Source organism: Flammeovirga pectinis (assembly GCF_003970675.1).
GTDB classification, from domain to species: domain Bacteria; phylum Bacteroidota; class Bacteroidia; order Cytophagales; family Flammeovirgaceae; genus Flammeovirga; species Flammeovirga pectinis.
Genome location: NZ_CP034562.1, coordinates 419,138 through 440,506 on the forward strand (window position 1 = coordinate 419,138; position 21,369 = coordinate 440,506).

Consider the following 21,369-nt stretch of genomic DNA (forward strand, 5'->3'; position numbering starts at 1 on the left):
CAATCATAAATTAATTTAACTAACCATTATGAAATCAGATATTGAAATAGCACGATCAACAATCCTAAAAAAAATTATAGAGGTTGGTAACGGAATTGGCATTGCAGATGAAAACATAATTCCTTACGGACATTATATGGCTAAAGTACCCTATGAGGTCATAAACCAAGAAGAGATCAAAAAGAAAAAGCTAATACTAGTCACTGCCATTACTCCTACAAGAGCTGGAATTGGAAAGACAACTACATCTGTGGGGTTAGCACTAGGTTTACAAAAATTGGGTAAAAATGCTATTCCTGCATTAAGAGAGCCTTCTTTAGGTGTTTGTTTTGGTATGAAAGGAGGGGCAGCAGGTGGAGGTCATGCACAAGTTTTACCTATGGAAGATATCAATCTTCATTTTACAGGTGATTTTCATGCGGTAACATCAGCCAATAATATGATTTCTGCATTAGTAGATAATCATCAACACTTTGAAAGAGCTTCTGGCAAGCAGCTAAAATCAATTAATTGGAGGAGAGTTCTTGATGTAAACGATAGAACATTGAGACAAATTGTTACAGGGTTAGGTGGTATTGGAAATGGAGACGTGGCTGAGGCCGGTTTTGATATCACTCCTGCATCGGAACTAATGGCTATTCTATGCTTAGCTGAATCAAAAGAAGATTTAGAAGAAAGAATTGGTAATATCTATCTAGGTTACAATCATAATAACGATCCTGTCTTTGTAAAAGATTTAGATATTCAGGGGGCAATGGCTGTTCTTTTAAAAGATGCAATTCATCCTAACTTAGTACAAACTACAGAGAATTCTCCGGCATTTATACATGGAGGTCCTTTTGCAAATATTGCTCATGGTTGTAACTCTGTTCTTGCTACTAAAATGGCTATGCAACATGCAGATTATACCATAACAGAGGCAGGGTTTGGGGCAGATCTAGGTGCTGAAAAGTTCTTTAATATTAAATGTAGAAATGCAGGTTTAAATCCAGACTTAACTGTAATAGTGGCAACATCACAGGCGTTAAAATTACATGGCGGTGTTGCTTTAGAAGATATAAAATCACCTAATTTGGTAGGGCTTAAAGAAGGTATGCTAAACCTTGAACGCCATATAGAAAATATGAAAGGTTTTGGGCAAACGGTTTTAGTTACTTTTAATCAGTATTCTTTTGATACGGATGAGGAAATGGAATTTGTAGCATCTTGGTGTAAAGAACGTGATGTAGAATTTGCCATAAATGATAGCTTTGCCAAAGGGGGAAAAGGTGCAGTTGATTTAGCTCAGAAAGTAATTGACTTAATTGAAACAAAACCTTCTGGACCTTTACAATTTACCTACGAACTAGATGATTCTATCTACAATAAATTGGATAAAATTGCGAAGAAGATTTATAGAGCAGATGGAATTAAATTAGATAATAAAGCATTAAAGAAATTGAAACGCATTGAGAAATACGGCATGGGTAATTTACCCGTTTGTATTGCAAAAACACAAAGTTCTTTTACAGACGATGCAAAAATACTTGGAGCACCAAATGGTGGATTCCATATTCATTTCGAAGATTTATTGATTAATAATGGAGCTGGTTTTATTGTAGCTAGGGCAGGGAGTATTATGCGAATGCCTGGTTTACCACGTGTACCTCAAGCAAATAAAATAAAGTTTGTTGATGGTAATATTGAAGGATTAAGCTAAAATAAAAAAGAGCGTTGATATCTAAATCAACGCTCTTTTTTGTAGTAAAAGATAACTACTTAACTATATTTTATCTGAAGGTATTTGATTGTACCTTCTATATCTCTTGATCTAATTGGTTCCCCGAGTGCTTCGAATTTCCAATTACCATCTAATTTATACAATCTTCCCATTATCATGGATACATATCCTGAAAATTCTTGATCAGATGATAAATTAAATGTAGCCAATATCTCGTTCTTAGTATACATTCTTACTTCTGAAAAAGGAATTGTAGCAAAGTCCTGTTTTTTGTAAGAGTTAAGGTATAAAAATATTTGATCTATATCAGGCTGTACTTCATCAAGGTGAATTTGGATTGTCTCGTTGTCTAAACCATCATCTTCGCCATCATCACCTTCTAGGTCATCGCCTGTATGTGTAACAGCACCATCAGGAGAGGTTAACTCGTTATAATAGACAGTATAAATTTCATTCATTTCTTTATCGAATGCACTTATACTCGCGTCTAAATCAACATTTACTTTGTGGTTTATTAAACCAAATAAAGCTTTACCTTGTATAGCTCCCCAATTTACGCCTACTCTTAAAAAATCTAACTTATTGCCGTCTTTCTTCATTAAAGAAATTTTACTTCCTTTAGAGAGTGATATTCCGGACTTTTTTGTTAGTGATGTATTCATACTTGCAATGATATTTATCTATGTGCTAATTTATTAGAGGACAATAGTGTGCTTATTTAAGCATATTTATCAACATAACCTTGTAATCCAATTTTAGATCCTATGCCAGAGGCAACAAAGTTCCATTCTTTTCCATTTCTGATAAGACGACCAAATTCCATATCTGTTACACTCTTAAAGTTATCATCGTCTAAATTATAACGAATAATTTCTCTTTGTGTATCAATATCTACAATTCTGATATACGCATTTGATAGCATACCAAAGTGATGTCTTAAAACATCTGCATTGTGTATAGATGCAACAAATACAAGTTCAGTAACAGCATCGGATATTTTAGATAAATGAGCAAGGATCATTTCGTCATCACCTTCACCTTTACCTGTTCTATTATCACCTGTATGCTCAATGCTATTATCAGGTGATTTTAAATTATTAAAAAAAACAAAGAATTCATCTGCAGGTAATTTTCCAGTTTTATCAATCATAAAAACTGAAGCATCTAGGTCTACAGTGTTGCCTGGAACCATATCCCAACCAAGACCAACCATTATTTTATCTAGGTTTCCATCATCTTTAGAAAGATTGAACCTTCCACCTTTTTTTAAGGAAATACTCATAATACGCTCGTGAATAGAAGTTAATTAAGTCTGTTTAATGAACGAATAAGTTAGATTAAAGTTGTAGTTTAACAGAAGAAAATCTTCATAGTAATATAGAGCAACCTACTATTTTATTCGTTTTTGAAGTTTTAGATAAGTAATTTTTCTTGTTAGATACTTTACTTATATATAAATATAGAAATTCAGTTTATTTTTTATTGAAAAAATTATCAATTTTCTGATCATTGACTGTTTTTTCCTTTTTATCAAAAAAGTTGTTGATAAGGCTATTATCAGTCTCTTCTTTTTTAGGAATACTATCTTCAGTAAAGAAATCATTTATTTTATTCGAAGAGTTTTCTTCTGCAATAGAAGTATCTAGCATCTGATTTATCTCTAATTCTAGTAGATCATTTTCTTCATAAACTTTATCATCTAAAAGTTTATTGCTTAAATCTTCAAGAAAAGCTTTTACATCAAATACCTTTTCTTCTGGGTGTCCTTTTATCTGAATAACCTTAGCAGAAATGGCTTCAATTTGGAAGTCTATTGTAGAAATATCACAAGCAAACTGTACAATTTCAGTTTCTAATTGCTCAATAATATCGTTGTACTTTTTTATTTCAGACTTTAAGGTATTCCCGTATTCATTCAATTGCATAGCTTTACTACGGCTATTTTGCTCTAGTTTTGCTTTAATGTCAAAATCATTTTTTAGGATATGCTTTTTTACAATTTCACTTTTTTCTTCTAATTGTCTACACTGGTTTTTTGCTTTTAAGTGATAGCTAACCGTTAAAGATTTTTGTGTCTTTAACTCGCGTAAACTACTATTCAAATCCATAACAGGAGAAGAATGCTTCTTAGAGTTGATAATTTGTTTAAAGCGGTTCCACATAAGACAGCAATAGGAAAGTATTAAATGAGTTTCTTCTACACGCTACAGTTTATTAAGCTCTTCACGTAATTTGAGTAAAGCATTATGATGTTTGGCAGTTTCTTCGTAACCAACATCAACAATTTCACTCAGTTTATCTGGATGTGTATCGAAAGTGTTAAAATTAATCAAATCTTGTGGGAAAATCGCTATGTCACAGTCATTTAATTTATGAAGTTCCTCTTTGTCTCCCTTTAAAGATAAAGCTCTTAAGGCTATTTTTTGAACACTATTCAGTTCATTTTTATCATATGTTCTAATAGGTGATACATAAACGCCAATAACTTTTTCGCATTTATTTCTGATAACATCTAAAGGAAAGTGATTTAGAATTCCTCCATCACTGTAGATAATATCATCAATTTCCATTGGAGAAAATACAAAAGGATATGCTGAAGAAGCAAGAACGGCATCAACAATAGAGCCTTTACTAAATACTTTTTCTTCTGCATTTTGCATATCAGTAGCCACTACAAAGAGGTCTTTTTCACAGGCTTCAAAATCATCTTCTTTAAGAATAGTCTTAAAATCATCTTTTAAAGAAATAGGATTGATAATTCCTTTAAATGTCATGTGAGGCTTAAAAAAGGCTCTCTTTTTCCAATTGAATAAATCAGTTTTAATAAAAAAATCTTGGATTTCTGTAAGTGGAGTTCCATATGCATACATAGAACCAACAATTGATCCCGCACTGGTGCCAGCAACTGCATCTGGAACAATGCCTAATTCTTTAAGGTAAAATAAAACACCAATATGTGCTAAACCTTTTGCTCCACCACCAGACAAAACTAAACCTAGTTTGTAAGGTTTTTTATTACTTGTGCTCATTTATTAAATCTTCTAAGTTAGAAACAATGCTAGTTCTAAGTGAAACTAATTCGTTATATTTTTCTTTATTAAAAAGTGATAAAGAAAAGATTCTACTATCTGAAGCAACCTTTTTATAAAAGTGATACATAAAGAAAGAAAGATATGTTAGTATAGGAAATACTAAGAATATACAGAAATTAGTTATGCCATTTATTGCTAGAAATTGATTTAGGATGTAGATATATAGACCATAAAAGATAGGGTAGAATAGACCACATAAAGTAATCATGTTTGCTCCCCAAACTTCTATTTCATCAGATGATTTTCGCCCTAAATATTTGGATAATTTATACGGTGTATAGTTAATTAACCAACCTACTATGTAAACAGGGAAAACAGTTAGAGCAAATATAAAATTTAATATAAAGTGCACTACTTTTTTATTCCCTGAAGCAGATTTCCATAAACTTTGATCGCTTATTTTATAATCTGCTAAAAGGGTATTGTACTTCGTAATTTTATTGTCGATACTTTGAATAGTACTTTTACTAGAGTTGTTTATAATTTCAACTCCTTTTTTAAGATTATCAAAATATCTTTTTAGAGATTTCTTTCTTTCCCACCCATTAATAGGCTCTTCGTTTAGCATTACCAAAGCACTTTTAAGATTATCTTCCTCTTCTAAATCATTGAGAGTAAAATATCTTTCTAAAAGACGCTCTTTAATAATACCTGTTACTCTCTTTGTTGCTTTATTGGGGTTCTCTTTATATTCTGCTTGGTAGTCTTTAATACATATTGCAGGTGCAACATCTATAGAAACACTAGGAAGTAATTGTGTTGCATGTGTATAATTTAAAGCTACAGGTACAATATGAACTCCTAAATTAAAATCGTTACTTTCTTCTGCTTCAAAACCAATACGTGCCGTACCAGATTTTAAAGGTCGTAACTTTCGTTCCCAAATACTTGTTCCCTCTGTAAAAATTAAAAGGCATTGATTTTTCTCTAACGTTTTCACACAATTAGAAAACATACTTTTATTAGAAAAACCTTTGCCTTGTGGTCCGTCTTGTTTACGAACAACTGGTATCATGTTTAATTTACCGAAAAACCACTTTTTAAAAGGAGAATTAAAAACCGTAGACTTTGTTAGAAAATGAAGTGGCCTTTTAAAAGTTGTTCCCATTACTACAGCATCCATATGCATAAGAGGATGTGTAACTGCAAAAATGAGTGGTTTATCTTTTGGAATATTTTCCCAACCGTTTTTTTCTACTTTATAAAATACAAGGTTAGTATAGATGTTTTTTATTATGCTTTTTATAAATGAGTATAATGTAAAGTTCATACGGAGTAGCTTTAAGAATTTACTATAGAGAGAATTTCTTTTAATTCTTGCTCTTTCAGAATTTGAATACCTTTTCCTTGTTGGTTTAAAGAACTTACTTTCTGTAATTTACTTGGTCCAGGGTCTTCCCCAACCATCACTAAATTAGTCTGACCAGATATATTTGTATTTATTTTAGCGCCTAAACCTTTTAAAATAGTCGCTAATTCTAATCTATCCCAAGCATCAAAAACACCTGTAATAACAACTTTTTGTCTGTAAAAAGGACTATCAGGGTCGGCATTATCAAAATCAGGTCTTAATATTTCTCCCGATAGTTGAGTGCGGTATGGTGCAGTTTTTTTCTTCTTTTTAAAAGGATTTTTCTCAAAAACAGGAAGTTGCTTTTCAGAAAGTAACTCAATATACATTTTTGCACATGCTTCTGCATCTGCTAGAGCATCGTGGTGTTTTAATTCCCAACCATACGTATAGCAAATATCATCTAAAGCAGCACCTGTGAGTTTATAAGTACAGTCGTAGTCAAATGTAGGAATATCGAGATCATACAGTTCTAGTGTTTGTTCTAGTGCAGACACATCAAAACCAGCATTATGAGCAACAATAAGTTGACCTTCAATATAGGGCTTCATCTCGTCCCAGATATCAAATAAGCTAGGTGCATTGGCCGTCATTTCTGCCGTAATTCCATGAATTGTAGTATTAAAAGCATGGTACCTATTATCGGGCGGACGAATTAATGATTCGTACCTGTCTATAATAACACCATTCTTTACACGTACAATACCCACTTGGCAAATACTCCATCTAGCACCGTGTGCCGTTTCAAAATCTATTGCTGTAAACTCCATTTATTCTATTTCCTCTTCTGAACCCCCAAAGTTCAGCATTTCTTTTGATCATTAGTAATGAACTTAATCAGCAAATGTAAGTATTAAGAAAGATTAAGTTGTATTTTAATTTAAACAAAAAAAATCACCTTACTTTTTTTGGTAAGGTGATCATTAGAAATGTATTCAATACTACATTTACTGCTGAATATATCTTTTTACTACTTTTTCATTTCCTGATTGAATAATTATTAAATAATTACCAGGGTATAAAGTTGTTCTAGTTTCTAAATTATACAATAAACTTTCTGGAGAGTCTTTAATTGTATCTTGGTAGATCATTCTTCCAGATTTATCAATTACACTAAGTTCAATACTGTTTCCTAGCGATAAACCATCTATTTGTATTTTAGAACTTTCTGTTGATGGGTTAGGAAATACATTGGCTGTTAATGTTTTCTCTACTCCGTTTGGAAAAACAGTTAACGGACCAAACTCTTCGTAAGCTTCATCAAAATCAACCTGTACCAATTTATAGTAGGTAACAGCGGTTAATAAATCGTTATCTACAAATTTATAATCTCTTTTTACATTAGAATTACCTGCAGCTTCTATAGTTGCTAGTACCTCCCAATTTCTTTTATCGTTAGATCGCATTACATCAAAATGAGATGCATTTTGTTCTGATGCTGTAGACCAAGTAAGTGTTGTGTTGTTTGGATTTACTGTTGCTTCGAAAGAGATTAGTTCTACTGGGAGGTCTGTAACATAGTTTGGACCAAGCTCATTAGTAAGAATAGTTGTTAAATCAGGCTTGTCCTCGTATTCAGTAATATCATTTTCTATAGCAGCATTTCCAGTAACGTCATTTACATTTACTGAAACATCACTTACAGTACCATTTACATATGGTAACCTAGCCTTATTTGTACCTGTGATTGTACCTGATCCAGTTACATTACCTAAAATTATTAAGGATGGAGCTTCACCACTTTCACTTCCTCCTCCATTTATTGTAATACTCCCTGAGTTACTAAAAATAACATTTCCTCTTATAATAAGAACTGAATATTGATCAAGAATAAGGGATGAATTATTAATGTATAAATCACCTTCAATTATACTATAGATATCTTCAAAATGTGCGTCATTTACTTTTGTGTTTGTCGTAATTACATTTAAAGTGGCTGAATTTTGAATAGTTACATCTCCACTATTTTTATCTTTGTCACTTCTGTACACGTCTGAGTCAGAATTTCCACTTTTACCAATTGTACTTGAAAAACCATCATAGATATCAAATACTAATCCTTCTTGAGCTAAAAGTTTTTTTTGCGGATGAAAAAATGAAATTATTAATAATAATGTAAAGAATTTATGCATAATGTAATATTTAAAGTCTAAGTCGTATTTTTTTAGAAGATTCAAAGTTTAATTTCTTCCTTGGGTAACGTAATATTGGGGAATTAGGCTTAGAATATATTACTGTTTATTCCAATTATGAAGAAGAATCTTTATTAAGTGCAAATAAACGTAAACTAATTTTACTTTCAAATTGTTTTACTAACTATTATTTAGTTGATGTAGGTTTTTCTTGTAGGATGGTAAATTATTTGGAACTTTTTGCTTACCAGGCATTTAAGTGAATTTTCGTTCATTAATTTATAATGTTATAGGATTGTTGAAAATATTCTTTTTTAAGCCAATTTTCTCATATACCAATCTTTTGATTTATCTTACTATCTCATCTTTCAATCAATAAAACTATTATGCAAATTATTATTTCTATTCTAATTGTTATTGTCGCTCTTTTACATCTTTATTTTCTTTATTTTGAAATGTTTGCTTGGGAAACAAAAGGGAGAAAAGTATTTAATAAATTCCCTAAAGAGCTATTTGCTAGCACTAAAGAAATGGCTGCAAACCAAGGGTTGTATAATGGTTTTTTGGCAGCGGGTTTAATTTGGTCACTATTTATTACATCTGTAGAATGGGCTGATAACGTAGCATTATTCTTTTTAAGTTGCGTTACAGTGGCAGGGCTTTATGGGGCATATTCAGTAGATAAAAAGATATTCTTTATACAAGGGATTCCTGCCGTAATTACAATTCTATTAATTGTGTTTAAATAATGGAAACTTTAACCCAAAAAATAAAGAAATGCCAATTATGTGCAGGTAGTATTCCAAACCCACCAAATCCTGTATTTTCATTTCATCCAAAATGTAAGATTATTATTGTAGGGCAAGCACCGGGGGCAGTTGTAGACAGAACGGGTATTCCATGGGATGATAAGAGTGGAGAAAACCTGCGTAAATGGATGGAGATCTCTAATGAAGATTTTTATAACAAAGAAACTATAGCTATTCTACCAATGGGATTCTGTTTTCCGGGTACTGGCAAATCTGGTGATCTACCTCCTAGAAAAGAATGTGCACCGAAATGGCATACTGAGGTTCTTCCTTTAATGCCCAAGGTTGAACTAATTGTTCTAGTGGGTAAATATGCTCAAGATTATTACTTGAAAGGTATATCAAAAAGAAACCTTACAGAGACGGTGAAAAACTATACAGAATACTTACCTAAATTCTTTGTTTTACCTCATCCTTCACCAAGAAACAATATTTGGATGAAGAAAAATGCTTGGTTTAAAGAAGACGTTCTTCCTACATTTAAGTTATTAATTCATTCAATTTTACAAAAATGAAATTAGAAACCAACCGCTTAATTATAAGGTCAATTGATTTAAATGACGCACCAGAATTATTTGCGTACAGATCTGATAGTGAAGCCAACAAATACCAAAGTTTTATTCCTGTAGTAATCAAAGAAGTGGAACAATTTATAGAAAGGAACCCAAGAGAATTTAATAAGTCGGATACGTGGTTTCAATTGGGTATGTGTAAAAAAGGCGAACATAAATTGATTGGTGATATAGGTATTCATTTTATTGATAATGAGCAAATTGAGATAGGCATTACCTTATCAAAAGAAGAACAAAGAAAAGGATTTGCTAAAGAAGCTCTAACTGTATTATTTGATTTGCTTTTTAAGGAATTAAACAAACACAGAATAACGGCATCTATAGATCCTGCTAATCTTGGTTCTCTTAAATTGATGGAAACATTAGGAATGCGAAAAGAGGCACATCATAAAGAAAGCTTGTTTTTTAAAGGAGCATGGGTTGATGATATTATTTTTGCGCTTTTAAAGAAAGAATGGAAATAAAATAATGGGAGAATATTATCATACAGAACAATCTGTTAAAGAGTATATCCAGATGGCAAAGGATGTAAATAGCGAAAATTTAATCAGACTGTTTGAAAATGAACTTAAAAAAGGAGATGCAGTTTTAGAAATTGGTTCTGGTCCAGGTACTGATTGGAGTATTTTAAATGCTTCTTTTAAAACAATAGGTTCTGATTTATCGAAAGAATTTCTTCATCATTTAAATAAAGAATTTCCAAAGGGAGAGTTTTTGGAGTTAGATGCCGTTACATTAAAAACATCAATGAATTTTGATGGAATATATGCCAACAAAGTATTACAACATCTTACAGATAGTCAAATTGAATTATCTGTAAAAAGACAGGCAGCACTTTTAAATGATGGGGGAGTTGTTTGTCATTCTTATTGGTATGGAGAAGGTGATGAAAACTTTAAAGGGATGTATGTGAACTATCAAGACGAAAAAAAATTATTAGAAATTTACGCACCTTATTTTGAAGTTTTGAAATTAGAAAAATACAAAGAATTTGATAATGATGATTCAATTGTAATCATTGGGAGAAAAAAATAAGGCTAAAAAAAGCCTCTGATTTTATTATTAAATCAGAGGCAATCTATATATAACTTAGAGAAGTTTACACTTCATCATAAGCCCATTCAATACCTGTCTTTGTGTCTTTTACTACTACACCCATACCTTTTAATTGGCTACGGATTGCATCAACTTTATCATAATCACGCGTGTCTTTTGCTACGCCGTAATCTTTTAAAATATAGTCTAAAGCAGTAAAAAACTGATCTGGTGTTTCTTCTTTTAATCCCAATACATCTTCTATAAAAGTGATGTATGTAGAGAGCATATCATTAAAAGCTTTTTCCCCCAATTGTGCAGCAGGAATATTTCCAGTATGAACGGCATTGATTTTTTTCAATAAATTAAAAATACCAGCCATTGCAACTGCCGTATTGAAATCATCATTCATACCTCTGTAAATAGAGTTGATAATGCTCTCAATATTTTTGGCTTGTTTCTGGTTTACCTCAACAGTGTCGTCTGCCACATACTGCATACTTTTTACTAATCGTAAACCATTCATCACCTTACGGTAACCTTTACGAGCAGCCTGAAGTGCCTCATTAGAAAAATCTATTGTGCTTCTGTATTGCGCTTGTAATACAAAGAAACGAATAGTCATAGGGCTATACGCTTCTTCAAGTAACTCATGTGTACCTGCAAATAACTCTTCTAGCGTAATAAAATTACCCAATGATTTACCCATCTTCTGACCGTTGATGGTAATTAAATTATTGTGTAACCAATATTTTGCAGGAGCAACATGATTACATGCTTCAGATTGAGCAATTTCTGCTTCGTGATGTGGAAATTTTAAATCCATTCCTCCACCATGAATATCAAATTGATTACCTAAATATTTTGCAGACATTGCAGAACATTCAAGATGCCACCCAGGGAAACCAACAGACCAAGGCGAATTCCAACGCATGATATGTTGAGGTTCAGCTTTCTTCCATAAAGCAAAATCTACATGGTTTTTCTTGTCGCTTACACCATCTAAATCACGCGTTCCTTCTAGCATGTCTTCTAGTTTTCTACCAGAAAGAATACCATAAGGTTTGTTTTCGTTGTATTTAACTACATCAAAATAAACAGACCCATTAGATTCGTAACCATACCCAGCTTCAATAATCTTTTCGATCATTTCTATTTGCTCAATAATATGGCCAGTAGCACGGGGCTCAATACTTGGAGGAAGTACATTTAAAGCAGCCATATCTTTGTGGTATCTATCTGTATAGAATTGTACCACTTCCATAGGTTCTATCTGCTCTAACTTTGCTTTTTTCGCAATTTTATCTTCTCCTTCGTCGGCATCACCAACTAAATGCCCAACATCTGTAATATTACGAACATAACGCACCTTAAAATCTTGGTGTTTTAAGTATCTAAAAATAACATCAAAAGTTATAGCAGGTCTAGAATGCCCTAAATGTGCATCGCCATAAACTGTAGGCCCACAAACGTACATTCCAACAAATGGAGGATTGATAGGTTCAAAAAGCTCTTTCTTTCCAGAAAGTGTGTTATAAACTTTCAGTTGTTTTCTTAAATCTAGTTGCATGTTCGCAATATTTATATGGATTTCAGCGGAAAGCACAAAGATGCAAATATTCTCTGATACAAATACAGAGAACTTCCTTCGACTTTTACCGATAAAAAAGAATTCAAAAATTGATTTTACAGGGGGTAATTATCCTTGCACAGAAGTTATGCAAGTTTTGATACTGAGTATCAACAACATCGTAATAAGATGATATATCTAGGGGCGATATGTAAGATGCTTTTCATAAATTACCTTGAATTATACTTCAAAAGTAAAAAAAATAATTGATTAGAAAATGAAAAAGGCATTATTTCAATGGAGTGGAGGTAAAGATTCTTCATTTGCCCTGTATAAAGCAGTAAAGCAATGGGATATCATAGGCTTATTTACGTCATTATCTAAAGAGTATAAACGAATTAGTATGCACGGTGTAGAAGAAGTGCTTCTCGATAAACAAGCTAAATCAATTAATTTACCTTTGTATAAAATGTATTTAGCAGAGGATGTTGGAATGGAAACTTATGATAGAGAATTGGGAAATCATCTAAAACCTTTTGTAGATAAAGGAATTGAAGATTTAATTCTTGGTGATATTTTTTTAGAAGACTTAAGAAAATACAGAGAAGATAAAATGGCAGAGGTAGGACTAAAATGTCAATTTCCACTTTGGGGAGAAAATACGCTACAATTATATAAGGATTTTGTTAACGCAGGTTTTAAGGCAATAACAGTTGCAGTTAACGATACAATGGGAAAAGAATTTATTGGAAGAGTACTAGATATGGACTTTTTAAATGATTTACCTGAAGGTGTAGACCCTTGTGGTGAAAATGGGGAATTCCATACTTTTGTATTCGATGGGCCAATTTTTAATCAACCAATTGATTTTAAAGTAGGAGAAAAGATAATAAGAGAATATAATTATAAAGATGCAGATGGAAACGAAATCAATTCTAAATTTCACTTCTGTGATTTACAATCCTTATAATAAGGTTAATTGAGGAGATTTAGAGCAAGTTAAATCCGATAAGTGGCGTATGATAAATTCATGTAATCTTGTCGGTTTTTTATTTGCTATTTTTTCGTAGTTGTTATTCAGTTTAGTTTTATTCCTACTTAAACTTTCTGCGAGATAAAATATTAGAAGCTTATTTATTTCACTAGGTGTTAACCCTTTTTCATTTAAGGATTTTATGAAAAGCTTCGTATTTGGTTGAATCTCAATATCTCTAGATAATGCAGCAGTTAACTTGGCACAAACTTCCATAAAATCTTTATTCTCATCACCGGTTAATTCCATTGTTGAGTTTTCAAAATTGGTCATATCATGCAAGATTTTGGTAATTACATACCCAACATTTCTGGCATCTATCCAATTAATTTTACTGCTGTAACCCGGAATTGCAATACACTGATTACTTTTTATATCATCTAAAAAGAAAGTGGTTAAATTCTGCATAAAATAAGAGGGAGCAACAATTGTATACTTCAACCCACTTCTTTTAATTAGCTTTTCTACTTTATTATGAGGAACAAAAAAGCTGAAATTTGATTTTTTAATTGAGCAAAAGACAATCTCTTTTACGTTTTCTTTTTTACAGACCTCTAGGAAAGTAACAAAAGTTTTCTTGACGTAATTAATTGCTCTAGGAAAAACTAAAAAAACGGTATCAATATTTTTTAATGCACTAGAAAAAGTACTTGTATCATTTAGATCAAGATAACGATACTCGTTTTTATCTTTAGTACTTTCTGTTCTTCCACCTTCAATAATTTGATGTGAATAGTCTCTAGAAAGATAACGAATAACCTCTTGTCCAATAATACTTTTAGAACCAGTAATTAATATATTTTTTTCCTTTTTTTGCATCAATACAATTTGATTTCAACTTTGAATTGTAAAATTAGATATTGATAAGGAGCATCACATTATATATTAACTCATATAAACAGGTTGTTAATCTTTTTTCAGTAAACATATTTAAATGTGAAAATTCAAAATTTAGTACATGGTATTTATTGTAGGTTTATAGTATTATTTAAAGAATTTATTAGCGTAAATAGCTATAAAACATAGGTTAAAGGATTGATGTGTCTATTAATCTAATAATAAAATCTTACTTATGTTTAGACAAAACAAAAGCGACCTCTAGTATTTAGAAGTCGCTAATTTTATAAAAATGTTTGCTATTATCTATTTTAGAGCATCTAATAAGATTTCAACAGGGTGAAGTGCCTCTCTCTCTGTTCCGTCTTTGATCTGATGTCTACAACTTGTACCTGCTGCAGCAATAATCACATCATTTGGTTGCTTACGGATTGTCGGGAACAATACTAGTTCTCCTACATCCATAGATACTTTATAATGCTCTTTTTCGTAACCAAAAGAGCCAGCCATACCGCAACATCCCGAAGGAATAATTTGTACTTTATAGTTCTTTGGTAAACCTAACATTTGCTTACCAGTTACTTGAGTACCCGTTGCTTTTTGTTGACAATGCGTGTGTAACTTTATTAATTTTTCTTCTTCAGTAAACTGATCAGCACTGATATTACCTGCTTTCACCTCTCTTGCAATAAACTCATCAATCATTAGAGCGTTATCTGCAAGGTTACGAGCATCTTCTTTTTGGTGTGCATGTACAAGATCAGGGTATTCATCTCTAAATGCCATGATTGTAGATGGTTCAATACCAATAAGAGGAGTTTCTTCGCTGATATAATCTTTTAGCATATCTACATTAGTACATGCTAAATCTTTTGCTTCTTTTACAAAACCTTTAGAAAGGAATGTTCTTCCACTTTCTACGTGAGGCTTCCAGAGTACTTCATAGCCTAAAGCTTCTAATAACTCAATAGTTTTTAAGCCAAGTGGCGTATCATTGAAGTTGGTAAACTCATCACAGAAAATATATACAGTCCCTTTATTTGCAGCTTTAGGTGTTCTTTTCTTTAACCAACTTTTAAAAGTATGCTTATGAATTTTAGGAACATCTCTTTCTTGTGCAAATCCTGTAATTGATTTAAAAATACTACCAGTAATTGGGTTACTAATAGCAAAATTAAATAATGAAGGTGTTGCTGCTGCAATTTGTGTTAAACGAGGGAAATAAGCAATCATTTTAGCTCTCATAGGAGCCCCGTTTGCTTCGTAATATTGTTGAAGGAATTCTGCTTTTAGCTTTGCGATATCAACATTAGATGGACACTCAGATTTACAGCCTTTACAAGAAAGACAAAGGTCCATTACTTCATAAATTTCTTTATGATTAAAATTATTGATCTTGTAAGGAGCACGTAAATACTCTCTTAAGATATTTGCTCTTGCACGAGTAGTATTTTTCTCGTTACGTGTAGCCATATAACTCGGACACATTGTACCTCCAGTTACTTCTGTTTTTCTACACGCACCTGCACCATTACAAAATTCAGTAGCCCTTAATACACCATGAGCATCGCTAAAGTCAAAAGTTGTTTTAATATCTGGAGTTTCTATACCAGGCATAAAACGTAAACTTTCGTTCATTGGCGGTGTGTCAACAATCTTATTTGGGTTGAATATATTTTTCTTATCCCAAGAACGTTTCACTTGTTCTACAAGTTTAAAGTTCTTTGCTCCAATCATAGATTCAATAAACTCTCCACGTAAACGTCCGTCTCCGTGTTCTCCACTTAAAGAACCGTTAAATTTCTTTACGAGTTTAGCAATGTCCTCTGCAATTGTTTTGAACATTTTATTACCCTCCTCTGTCTTTAAATCAAGAATTGGACGTAAGTGAAGTTCGCCAGAACCCGCATGTGCATAATGTACACATGTAAGTTCTCTTTGTTTTAGAATTTCGTTGAACTCCGCAATGTACTCCGGTAAATCTTCAACATCTACAGCTGTATCTTCTATAACAGGAGCAGCTTTAGGATCTCCAGGAACATTAGAAAGTAAACCAAGACCAGCTTTACGTAAGTCCCAAACACGTTTTACATCTCCACCCTCTACTAATTTGTAGAAGTTGCCCATGCCTTTTGCTTTGTAAGCTTCTTCAAGCTCTTTGGCAACTTTTCGCATTTCTTCTTCAGAATCACGAGCAATTTCTGTTACAAGTACAGCAGCAGGATCTCCATCTAAGAAAAATCTATTTTGGCGGTGTTCGATACTATTCTTTGTACAATCAAGGATGTATTTATCCATTAATTCTACAGCAGTAGGGTCAAACTTTAAGGATACTAAATTGGCTTTTAATGCAGCATCAATAGAATCGAATTGTGCACATAAAACACCTTTATATTTTGGTGGAGTAGGGTTACACTGCAATTTAATTTCAGTCATAAAGATCAATGTACCTTCAGACCCAGCAATTAACTCACAGAAATTAAATGGTTTACCATTAGGATTAAATGGCTGCATTAAAGCAAGTAAATCAATTGCATACCCTGTGTTTCTTCTTGGAATAGAAGGTTTAGGGAATTCTTTTGCAATTTCTTTTCTTACTTCTTCTGGTAAAAGCATTTCTTTTACCTCTTTATATAGTTGACCTTCTAATGTGTTGAGCTTTGTTTTTGCTTCAAACTCATCTGGAGTAACATCTTTAAAAGTTACTTCAGACCCATCACTTAAAAAGCCTTTTATTTCTAATAAATGATCTCTAGTAGATCCATATTGCACAGAGTTAGAACCACAAGAGTTATTTCCAACCATACCACCAACCATTGCTCTGTTAGCAGTAGAGGTTTCTGGTCCAAAAAATAAACCTGCACTAGCAATGTGTTTATTAAGTTCGTCGCGGACAACACCAGGTTGAACACGTACCCAACTTTCTTCTTTATTAACTTCTAATATTTGTGTAAATGTGCGAGATACATCAACTACAATACCATTACCAACAACCTGCCCTGCTAAAGAAGTACCTGCAGTTCTTGGTATAAGGGATGTGTTGTGCTTATCAGCAAATTCAATAAGTATCTTTAAATCGCCATCATTTTTAGGAAAAGCGACAGCAAGGGGAAGCTCTTTATACGCAGACGCATCTGTAGAATAAAGAGTACGCATTACATCGTCATAATGTAAAGTTCCTTGAAGTTGGCTATCTAATCTCTGTAGATATCTTTTGTCAATGTTTAATTTAGCCGTCATAATTTCCAATTAAAAACGTGATAAGTTAATGTTAGTAGTGTTTATGATGTAGATTTGATTAGCCCATGTGAATTACAAATATACTATTAATGTATGAATAAGACAGTTGTAAGAAAGTATATTTTATTTTAGGAAAAGAAATAGTACAATTAATATATTTGGCATCATTTTTTCATTTTTTATACTTACATTAAAATTATGCATCAACTATTACGTTGTATTTATAGTTATAGTAAGTGTATGACGCTTTATTACATGCCTTTTTGATTATTTTATTTATGCAATCATTTTTTAAAATAGTGCTGAAAATCAGCGTATTAATTACCCTGTGGGTTTTTTCTACGAGTGTTTCTTATGCACAATATTATGATGATGAAGAACTACTTGAAGATCCGTTAGTTAAGCCACGCATTTGGTCTCAATTAAAGCAAAATCCTACTGATGAGTATTTATGGAGTAGGTATTTTGGAAAAGATCTTTTTGATATCACACCAGACGAATACCAACTTTATGAAATTCTTAAGAATGATTTAATGAATCAGGATCAAGGATATCAGCAAGAGTTAGAACAAGCAAAAATTGAAAGAAAAATAGCTCAGCAAGCATATACCAAAAATGATTATGCTGCTTGGTCTGAAAATATTAGTTTAAATTTTGGACAAATTGAGGTTTATTTTACTGAGAAGTTTGATGCAATGGGAAGTGAATATGTTCCTTATCATGAACTATATCCTGAAGAAGAATATAATTTAACCAAATGGGTTGACGAACATGAAGCCCGTTTAGAAGAATTAGAAGAAATTAATATGATTAACAACGGAGATTATTAAAATAGTTGAAAGCATTTATTTACTTCCAACTATTCTAACTTAACAACCAATTCTTACTTTAGCAGACAAAATTTAAATAGAAGAAGGGTACTTAATTACCTCCATTCTACTACATTACCTCTATCTCTAGTAAGTAATTCTTTTGGTACACATTCTTGGATAGTTTTTGATAAAGCATCTATCAAACTCGCTTTAGCAAAGTTTCTTGCATGTACAATACTTACCTCCCTCATTGGTCTTTCTTCTGTAAATGTTCTAATATGTTCTTGAGCATCTTCAGAAAGTTCATCAACAGCTAGTTCTGGAAGTAAGGTAAAACCACCTTCTTTGTCTACTAATCTGATTAAAGTTTCTAGAGAACCACTTTCATAAGAAATTGGTAAATTAGAATTCATTTTATTTTGACTTTGGTAAGAACAGAGGTTAATCATTTGATCTCTAAAACAATGCCCTGCACTTAAAAGCCAAATATCTGGAGAGGTTAAATCTGATAAGCTAACTTCAAGTTGTTTCTCAAATTTGTATTCTGGGTTGGTGTATACCAAAATCTCTTCGTAAAATAAAGGACGTTCTGTTATGCCTTTTTCATTAATTGGAGTAACAAGTAACCCTACATCAATAAGGTCTTTATGTAAATGCGTTATAATTTCTTCTGTCTGTAACTCCTTTACAATTAACTGTAAATTTGGGTACTTCTTAGATATACTACCTGCAAAAAGTGGAAGTAAATAAGGTGCTAGTGTTGGTATTATACCCACTTTCAGCTCACCACTAATTTCACCTTTATGTTGTAATATTATATCATTTACTTTTTTAGCTTCTGATAAAATTACTTTCCCTTGGTCAATAATTTTCTTTCCAATTTCTGTCGGAATAATAGGCTGTTTACCTCTATCAAAAATTACCACATCAAGAATATCTTCTAACTTTTTAATTTGCATACTTAATGTAGGCTGAGTAACGTTACATTTTTCAGCAGCAATAGAAAAATTTTGATATTGATCTACTGCAACGATATATTCAAGTTGTGTTATTGTCATAATTTTTTATTCAATTGATAATCAAAAATACCAACTAATTAATTCGAATTAAAAACAATTTATATTATTTGAAGTTTATTGATTGAAGAAAAGTTAAAGAATGTATTATCTTGAATGATAATTTTATTAATTGCTGTTTAAACATCGTTTGTTCATAATGTTCGTAAAGTATTTTAGAATGTTTATAGATAATAATAATACTCTCGTAACTTTGTGAAAATTCTTTTGGTACGAGGTTTTCAGTGTAACACCCTTATCTACGGCGCTTACCAATATTTAATGAAAGTAACAGTATCAAGAAAAGCACATTTTAATGCGGCTCATCGTCTACATAACTCAAAATTGTCTCCAGAAGAGAATACAAAGATATTTGGAAAGTGTAATAACCCGTATTATCATGGACACAATTATGATCTCTATGTAAAAGTTACAGGAGAGATCGATCCAATCACTGGATATGTAATTGACATGAAGATCCTTAAGGATATAATGAAAGTACATGTTCTTGATCGTTTGGATCATAAAAATTTAAATGAAGAGGTTGATGAGTTCAAAGGCCTAAACCCAACTGCAGAAAATATCTGTGTGGTAATATGGCAGATCTTACGAGATCAATTGGAAAGTAAGTTTGACCTAAAAGTTATTTTATATGAAACAGAGCGAAACTTCGTGGAATACCCTTCAATCTAAGGTTGTCCATCAATCTAATGGAGTGAAGGTTCATATTGAAGAAGACATAGATGAAATAGGAGACAATCATGTAGGTACATCCTACGATACTCCCATGAGAGAAGGAGCTTTTGACCTTTCAGATGATGAAAAAGTTGAAAAGATTTCTGATCATTTTAAACATATAATGGATATTTTAGGGTTAGATCTTAATGATGATAGCCTTAAAGGAACTCCAAAACGTGTTGCAAAAATGTATGTGAAGGAAATTTTTAGTGGTTTAAACCCTGAGAATAGACCTGATATCAAACTTTTTGACAATAAATACAAGTATGATGAAATGCTCATTGAGAAGAATATACATTTTTACTCAAACTGCGAGCATCATTTTGTACCAATCATAGGTATGGCTCATGTAGCTTATATTTCTAATGGTCAGGTAATAGGTCTTTCTAAGATCAATAGAATTGTTCAGCATTATGCTAAGCGTCCGCAAGTTCAAGAACGTTTAACAGTACAAATTGCTGAAGATTTAAAGAAAACACTAGGTACAGAAGATGTTGCTGTACTCATTGATGCAAAACACTTGTGTGTATCTATGCGAGGAATTGAAGATACCTATAGTGCAACAGTAACTTCTCACTTTAGTGGTAAATTTAAAGAAGAAGCTACCAGAAAAGAATTCTTAAGTTTGGTGCCAAAATCATCAGATTAATATAAAATATATCAGTAGTTTAAGGAGGTTGTTTCAGTTTTGAGACAACCTCTTTTCTTTTTCAGCAAATCCTGTTAATTTGTATAGTGCTTCAACTTAATTTCGAAGCATATTTTTAGCGTACTATTTTGTTCTTGACTTCAACAGCTCTTTATACAAGAATCTATTAAAAATGATGAAACAATTTCTATTACTTATTTCCCTTTTTCTTTTCACACATTTTGCAACAGCTCAAGTGCATTTTGGTATAGGTGGGGGTGGTTCTGCTGGCGTTGGTGATATCTCTCCATTTTCGAGTGCTGGATATAGTGCTTATGTTGAATTGAGTTATGATTTTAACGAAAACATGGTTGCTGTTTTAAGTGGTCAGGTAAATGGATTTATTGCACTTCCATTAGATGTTTCTTTGGCTCAGGCTTGGTATCAAATTCCTGTTATGGCTATAGGACGTTATTATATCTTACCAAAAGATGGTGAATCGATGTTTAAACCTTTTGTTCAAGGAGGTCTTGGAGGTGTAAAATCATATTATTTAAAAGCAGACCCACTTAATCCAAGTGGTGACCCTCAACTTATTGACGATTTCTGGAGTTTTGGTTACAAAGTTGGTGTTGGTGTTGGTTTGTCAATTTTTAATGTACAATTAAATTACCTTAATTCAGGTAAATACCACGAATATACTCTTGGTTCAATGGACATAACTGTTGGACTTTTATTTTAACCC

At 32.2% G+C, this 21,369-nt stretch carries 21 protein-coding genes; 10 read left to right on the top strand and 11 right to left on the bottom strand.

Translation table 11 applies throughout. From position 1 onward, the window contains the following. Positions 1-28 precede the first annotated feature (28 nt). Positions 29-1,699 (top strand): formate--tetrahydrofolate ligase, encoded by a 1,671-nt coding sequence (locus EI427_RS01730; protein WP_126610953.1) that lies wholly within the window; start codon positions 29-31, stop codon positions 1,697-1,699. Between the two features lie 59 nt (positions 1,700-1,758). Here the strand turns inward: EI427_RS01730 and EI427_RS01735 are convergent, their stop codons facing one another. The 7 genes from EI427_RS01735 to EI427_RS01765 form a co-directional block, all read right to left on the bottom strand. After that, on the bottom strand, positions 1,759-2,382 hold the full coding sequence (locus EI427_RS01735) for a TerD family protein (RefSeq protein ID WP_126610955.1): 624 nt from the start codon (positions 2,380-2,382) through the stop codon (positions 1,759-1,761). A gap of 56 nt (positions 2,383-2,438) precedes the next feature. Continuing rightward, entirely contained in the window at positions 2,439-3,002 is a 564-nt protein-coding gene (locus EI427_RS01740; protein WP_126610957.1) for a TerD family protein, read from the bottom strand. Between the two features lie 190 nt (positions 3,003-3,192). Then, a complete protein-coding gene (locus tag EI427_RS01745) occupies positions 3,193-3,882 on the bottom strand; it encodes a hypothetical protein (protein WP_126610959.1) in 690 nt (229 codons plus the stop codon). A gap of 42 nt (positions 3,883-3,924) precedes the next feature. After that, positions 3,925-4,749, bottom strand: coding sequence for a patatin-like phospholipase family protein (locus EI427_RS01750; RefSeq protein ID WP_126610961.1), 825 nt, complete (start codon positions 4,747-4,749; stop codon positions 3,925-3,927). Continuing rightward, positions 4,736-6,082, bottom strand: a complete 1,347-nt coding sequence (locus EI427_RS01755) for a 1-acyl-sn-glycerol-3-phosphate acyltransferase (protein WP_126610963.1) — start codon at positions 6,080-6,082, stop codon at positions 4,736-4,738. Before EI427_RS01755 ends, EI427_RS01750 begins: the two co-directional genes overlap by 14 nt. 11 nt (positions 6,083-6,093) lie before the next feature. Beyond that, entirely contained in the window at positions 6,094-6,933 is an 840-nt protein-coding gene (locus tag EI427_RS01760) for an exonuclease domain-containing protein (RefSeq protein WP_126610965.1), read from the bottom strand. Positions 6,934-7,110: 177 nt separating this feature from the next. Then, entirely contained in the window at positions 7,111-8,295 is a 1,185-nt protein-coding gene (locus tag EI427_RS01765) for a T9SS type A sorting domain-containing protein (RefSeq protein ID WP_126610967.1), read from the bottom strand. Between the two features lie 386 nt (positions 8,296-8,681). Between EI427_RS01765 and EI427_RS01770 the strand changes: the two genes are divergently transcribed. Genes EI427_RS01770 through EI427_RS01785 form a run of 4 tightly spaced genes read left to right on the top strand, consistent with a single transcriptional unit; the run spans position 8,682 to position 10,711 of the window. Continuing rightward, positions 8,682-9,044, top strand: a complete 363-nt coding sequence (locus EI427_RS01770; protein WP_126610969.1) for a DUF1304 domain-containing protein — start codon at positions 8,682-8,684, stop codon at positions 9,042-9,044. Next, complete coding sequence (locus EI427_RS01775; RefSeq protein WP_126610971.1) at positions 9,044-9,619, top strand: uracil-DNA glycosylase family protein; 576 nt, start codon at positions 9,044-9,046, stop codon at positions 9,617-9,619. The genes EI427_RS01770 and EI427_RS01775 overlap by 1 nt, the downstream gene beginning before the upstream one ends. Beyond that, on the top strand, positions 9,616-10,140 hold the full coding sequence (locus EI427_RS01780; RefSeq protein ID WP_126610973.1) for a GNAT family N-acetyltransferase: 525 nt from the start codon (positions 9,616-9,618) through the stop codon (positions 10,138-10,140). Before EI427_RS01775 ends, EI427_RS01780 begins: the two co-directional genes overlap by 4 nt. 4 nt (positions 10,141-10,144) lie before the next feature. After that, positions 10,145-10,711 (top strand): class I SAM-dependent methyltransferase, encoded by a 567-nt coding sequence (locus tag EI427_RS01785; RefSeq protein ID WP_126610975.1) that lies wholly within the window; start codon positions 10,145-10,147, stop codon positions 10,709-10,711. A gap of 64 nt (positions 10,712-10,775) precedes the next feature. On the opposite strand, the gene cysS is transcribed toward EI427_RS01785, so the two are convergent. Then, positions 10,776-12,281, bottom strand: a complete 1,506-nt coding sequence (cysS, locus tag EI427_RS01790) for a cysteine--tRNA ligase (protein WP_126610978.1) — start codon at positions 12,279-12,281, stop codon at positions 10,776-10,778. Between the two features lie 277 nt (positions 12,282-12,558). Here cysS and EI427_RS01795 point away from each other — a divergent pair, with 277 nt between their 5' ends. Next, on the top strand, positions 12,559-13,251 hold the full coding sequence (locus EI427_RS01795) for a Dph6-related ATP pyrophosphatase (protein WP_126610980.1): 693 nt from the start codon (positions 12,559-12,561) through the stop codon (positions 13,249-13,251). Here the strand turns inward: EI427_RS01795 and EI427_RS01800 are convergent. Together EI427_RS01800 and EI427_RS01805 are read right to left on the bottom strand one after the other, a co-directional pair. Beyond that, positions 13,246-14,133, bottom strand: coding sequence for an NmrA family NAD(P)-binding protein (locus tag EI427_RS01800; protein WP_126610982.1), 888 nt, complete (start codon positions 14,131-14,133; stop codon positions 13,246-13,248). The two genes, EI427_RS01795 and EI427_RS01800, sit on opposite strands and share 6 nt — an antisense overlap. A 324-nt stretch (positions 14,134-14,457) precedes the next feature. Then, positions 14,458-17,391, bottom strand: coding sequence for an FAD-binding and (Fe-S)-binding domain-containing protein (locus EI427_RS01805; protein ID WP_126610984.1), 2,934 nt, complete (start codon positions 17,389-17,391; stop codon positions 14,458-14,460). A gap of 299 nt (positions 17,392-17,690) precedes the next feature. On the opposite strand from EI427_RS01805, the gene EI427_RS01810 reads away from it, so the two are divergent. Next, positions 17,691-18,221 (top strand): hypothetical protein, encoded by a 531-nt coding sequence (locus tag EI427_RS01810; RefSeq protein ID WP_126610986.1) that lies wholly within the window; start codon positions 17,691-17,693, stop codon positions 18,219-18,221. A gap of 95 nt (positions 18,222-18,316) precedes the next feature. Here the strand turns inward: EI427_RS01810 and EI427_RS01815 are convergent, their stop codons facing one another. After that, entirely contained in the window at positions 18,317-19,261 is a 945-nt protein-coding gene (locus EI427_RS01815; RefSeq protein ID WP_126610988.1) for a hydrogen peroxide-inducible genes activator, read from the bottom strand. A 279-nt stretch (positions 19,262-19,540) separates the two neighbouring features. Here EI427_RS01815 and EI427_RS01820 point away from each other — a divergent pair, with 279 nt between their 5' ends. From EI427_RS01820 to EI427_RS01830, 3 genes are all read left to right on the top strand, one after another. After that, a complete protein-coding gene (locus EI427_RS01820; RefSeq protein WP_126610990.1) occupies positions 19,541-19,951 on the top strand; it encodes a 6-pyruvoyl trahydropterin synthase family protein in 411 nt (136 codons plus the stop codon). Then, complete coding sequence (gene folE, locus EI427_RS01825; protein ID WP_126610992.1) at positions 19,911-20,645, top strand: GTP cyclohydrolase I FolE; 735 nt, start codon at positions 19,911-19,913, stop codon at positions 20,643-20,645. The genes EI427_RS01820 and folE overlap by 41 nt, the downstream gene beginning before the upstream one ends. Positions 20,646-20,817: 172 nt before the next feature. Then, positions 20,818-21,366 carry a hypothetical protein gene (locus tag EI427_RS01830; protein ID WP_170178363.1) on the top strand — a complete coding sequence of 183 codons (549 nt, stop codon included), beginning with the start codon at positions 20,818-20,820 and terminating at the stop codon, positions 21,364-21,366. Positions 21,367-21,369 lie beyond the last annotated feature (3 nt).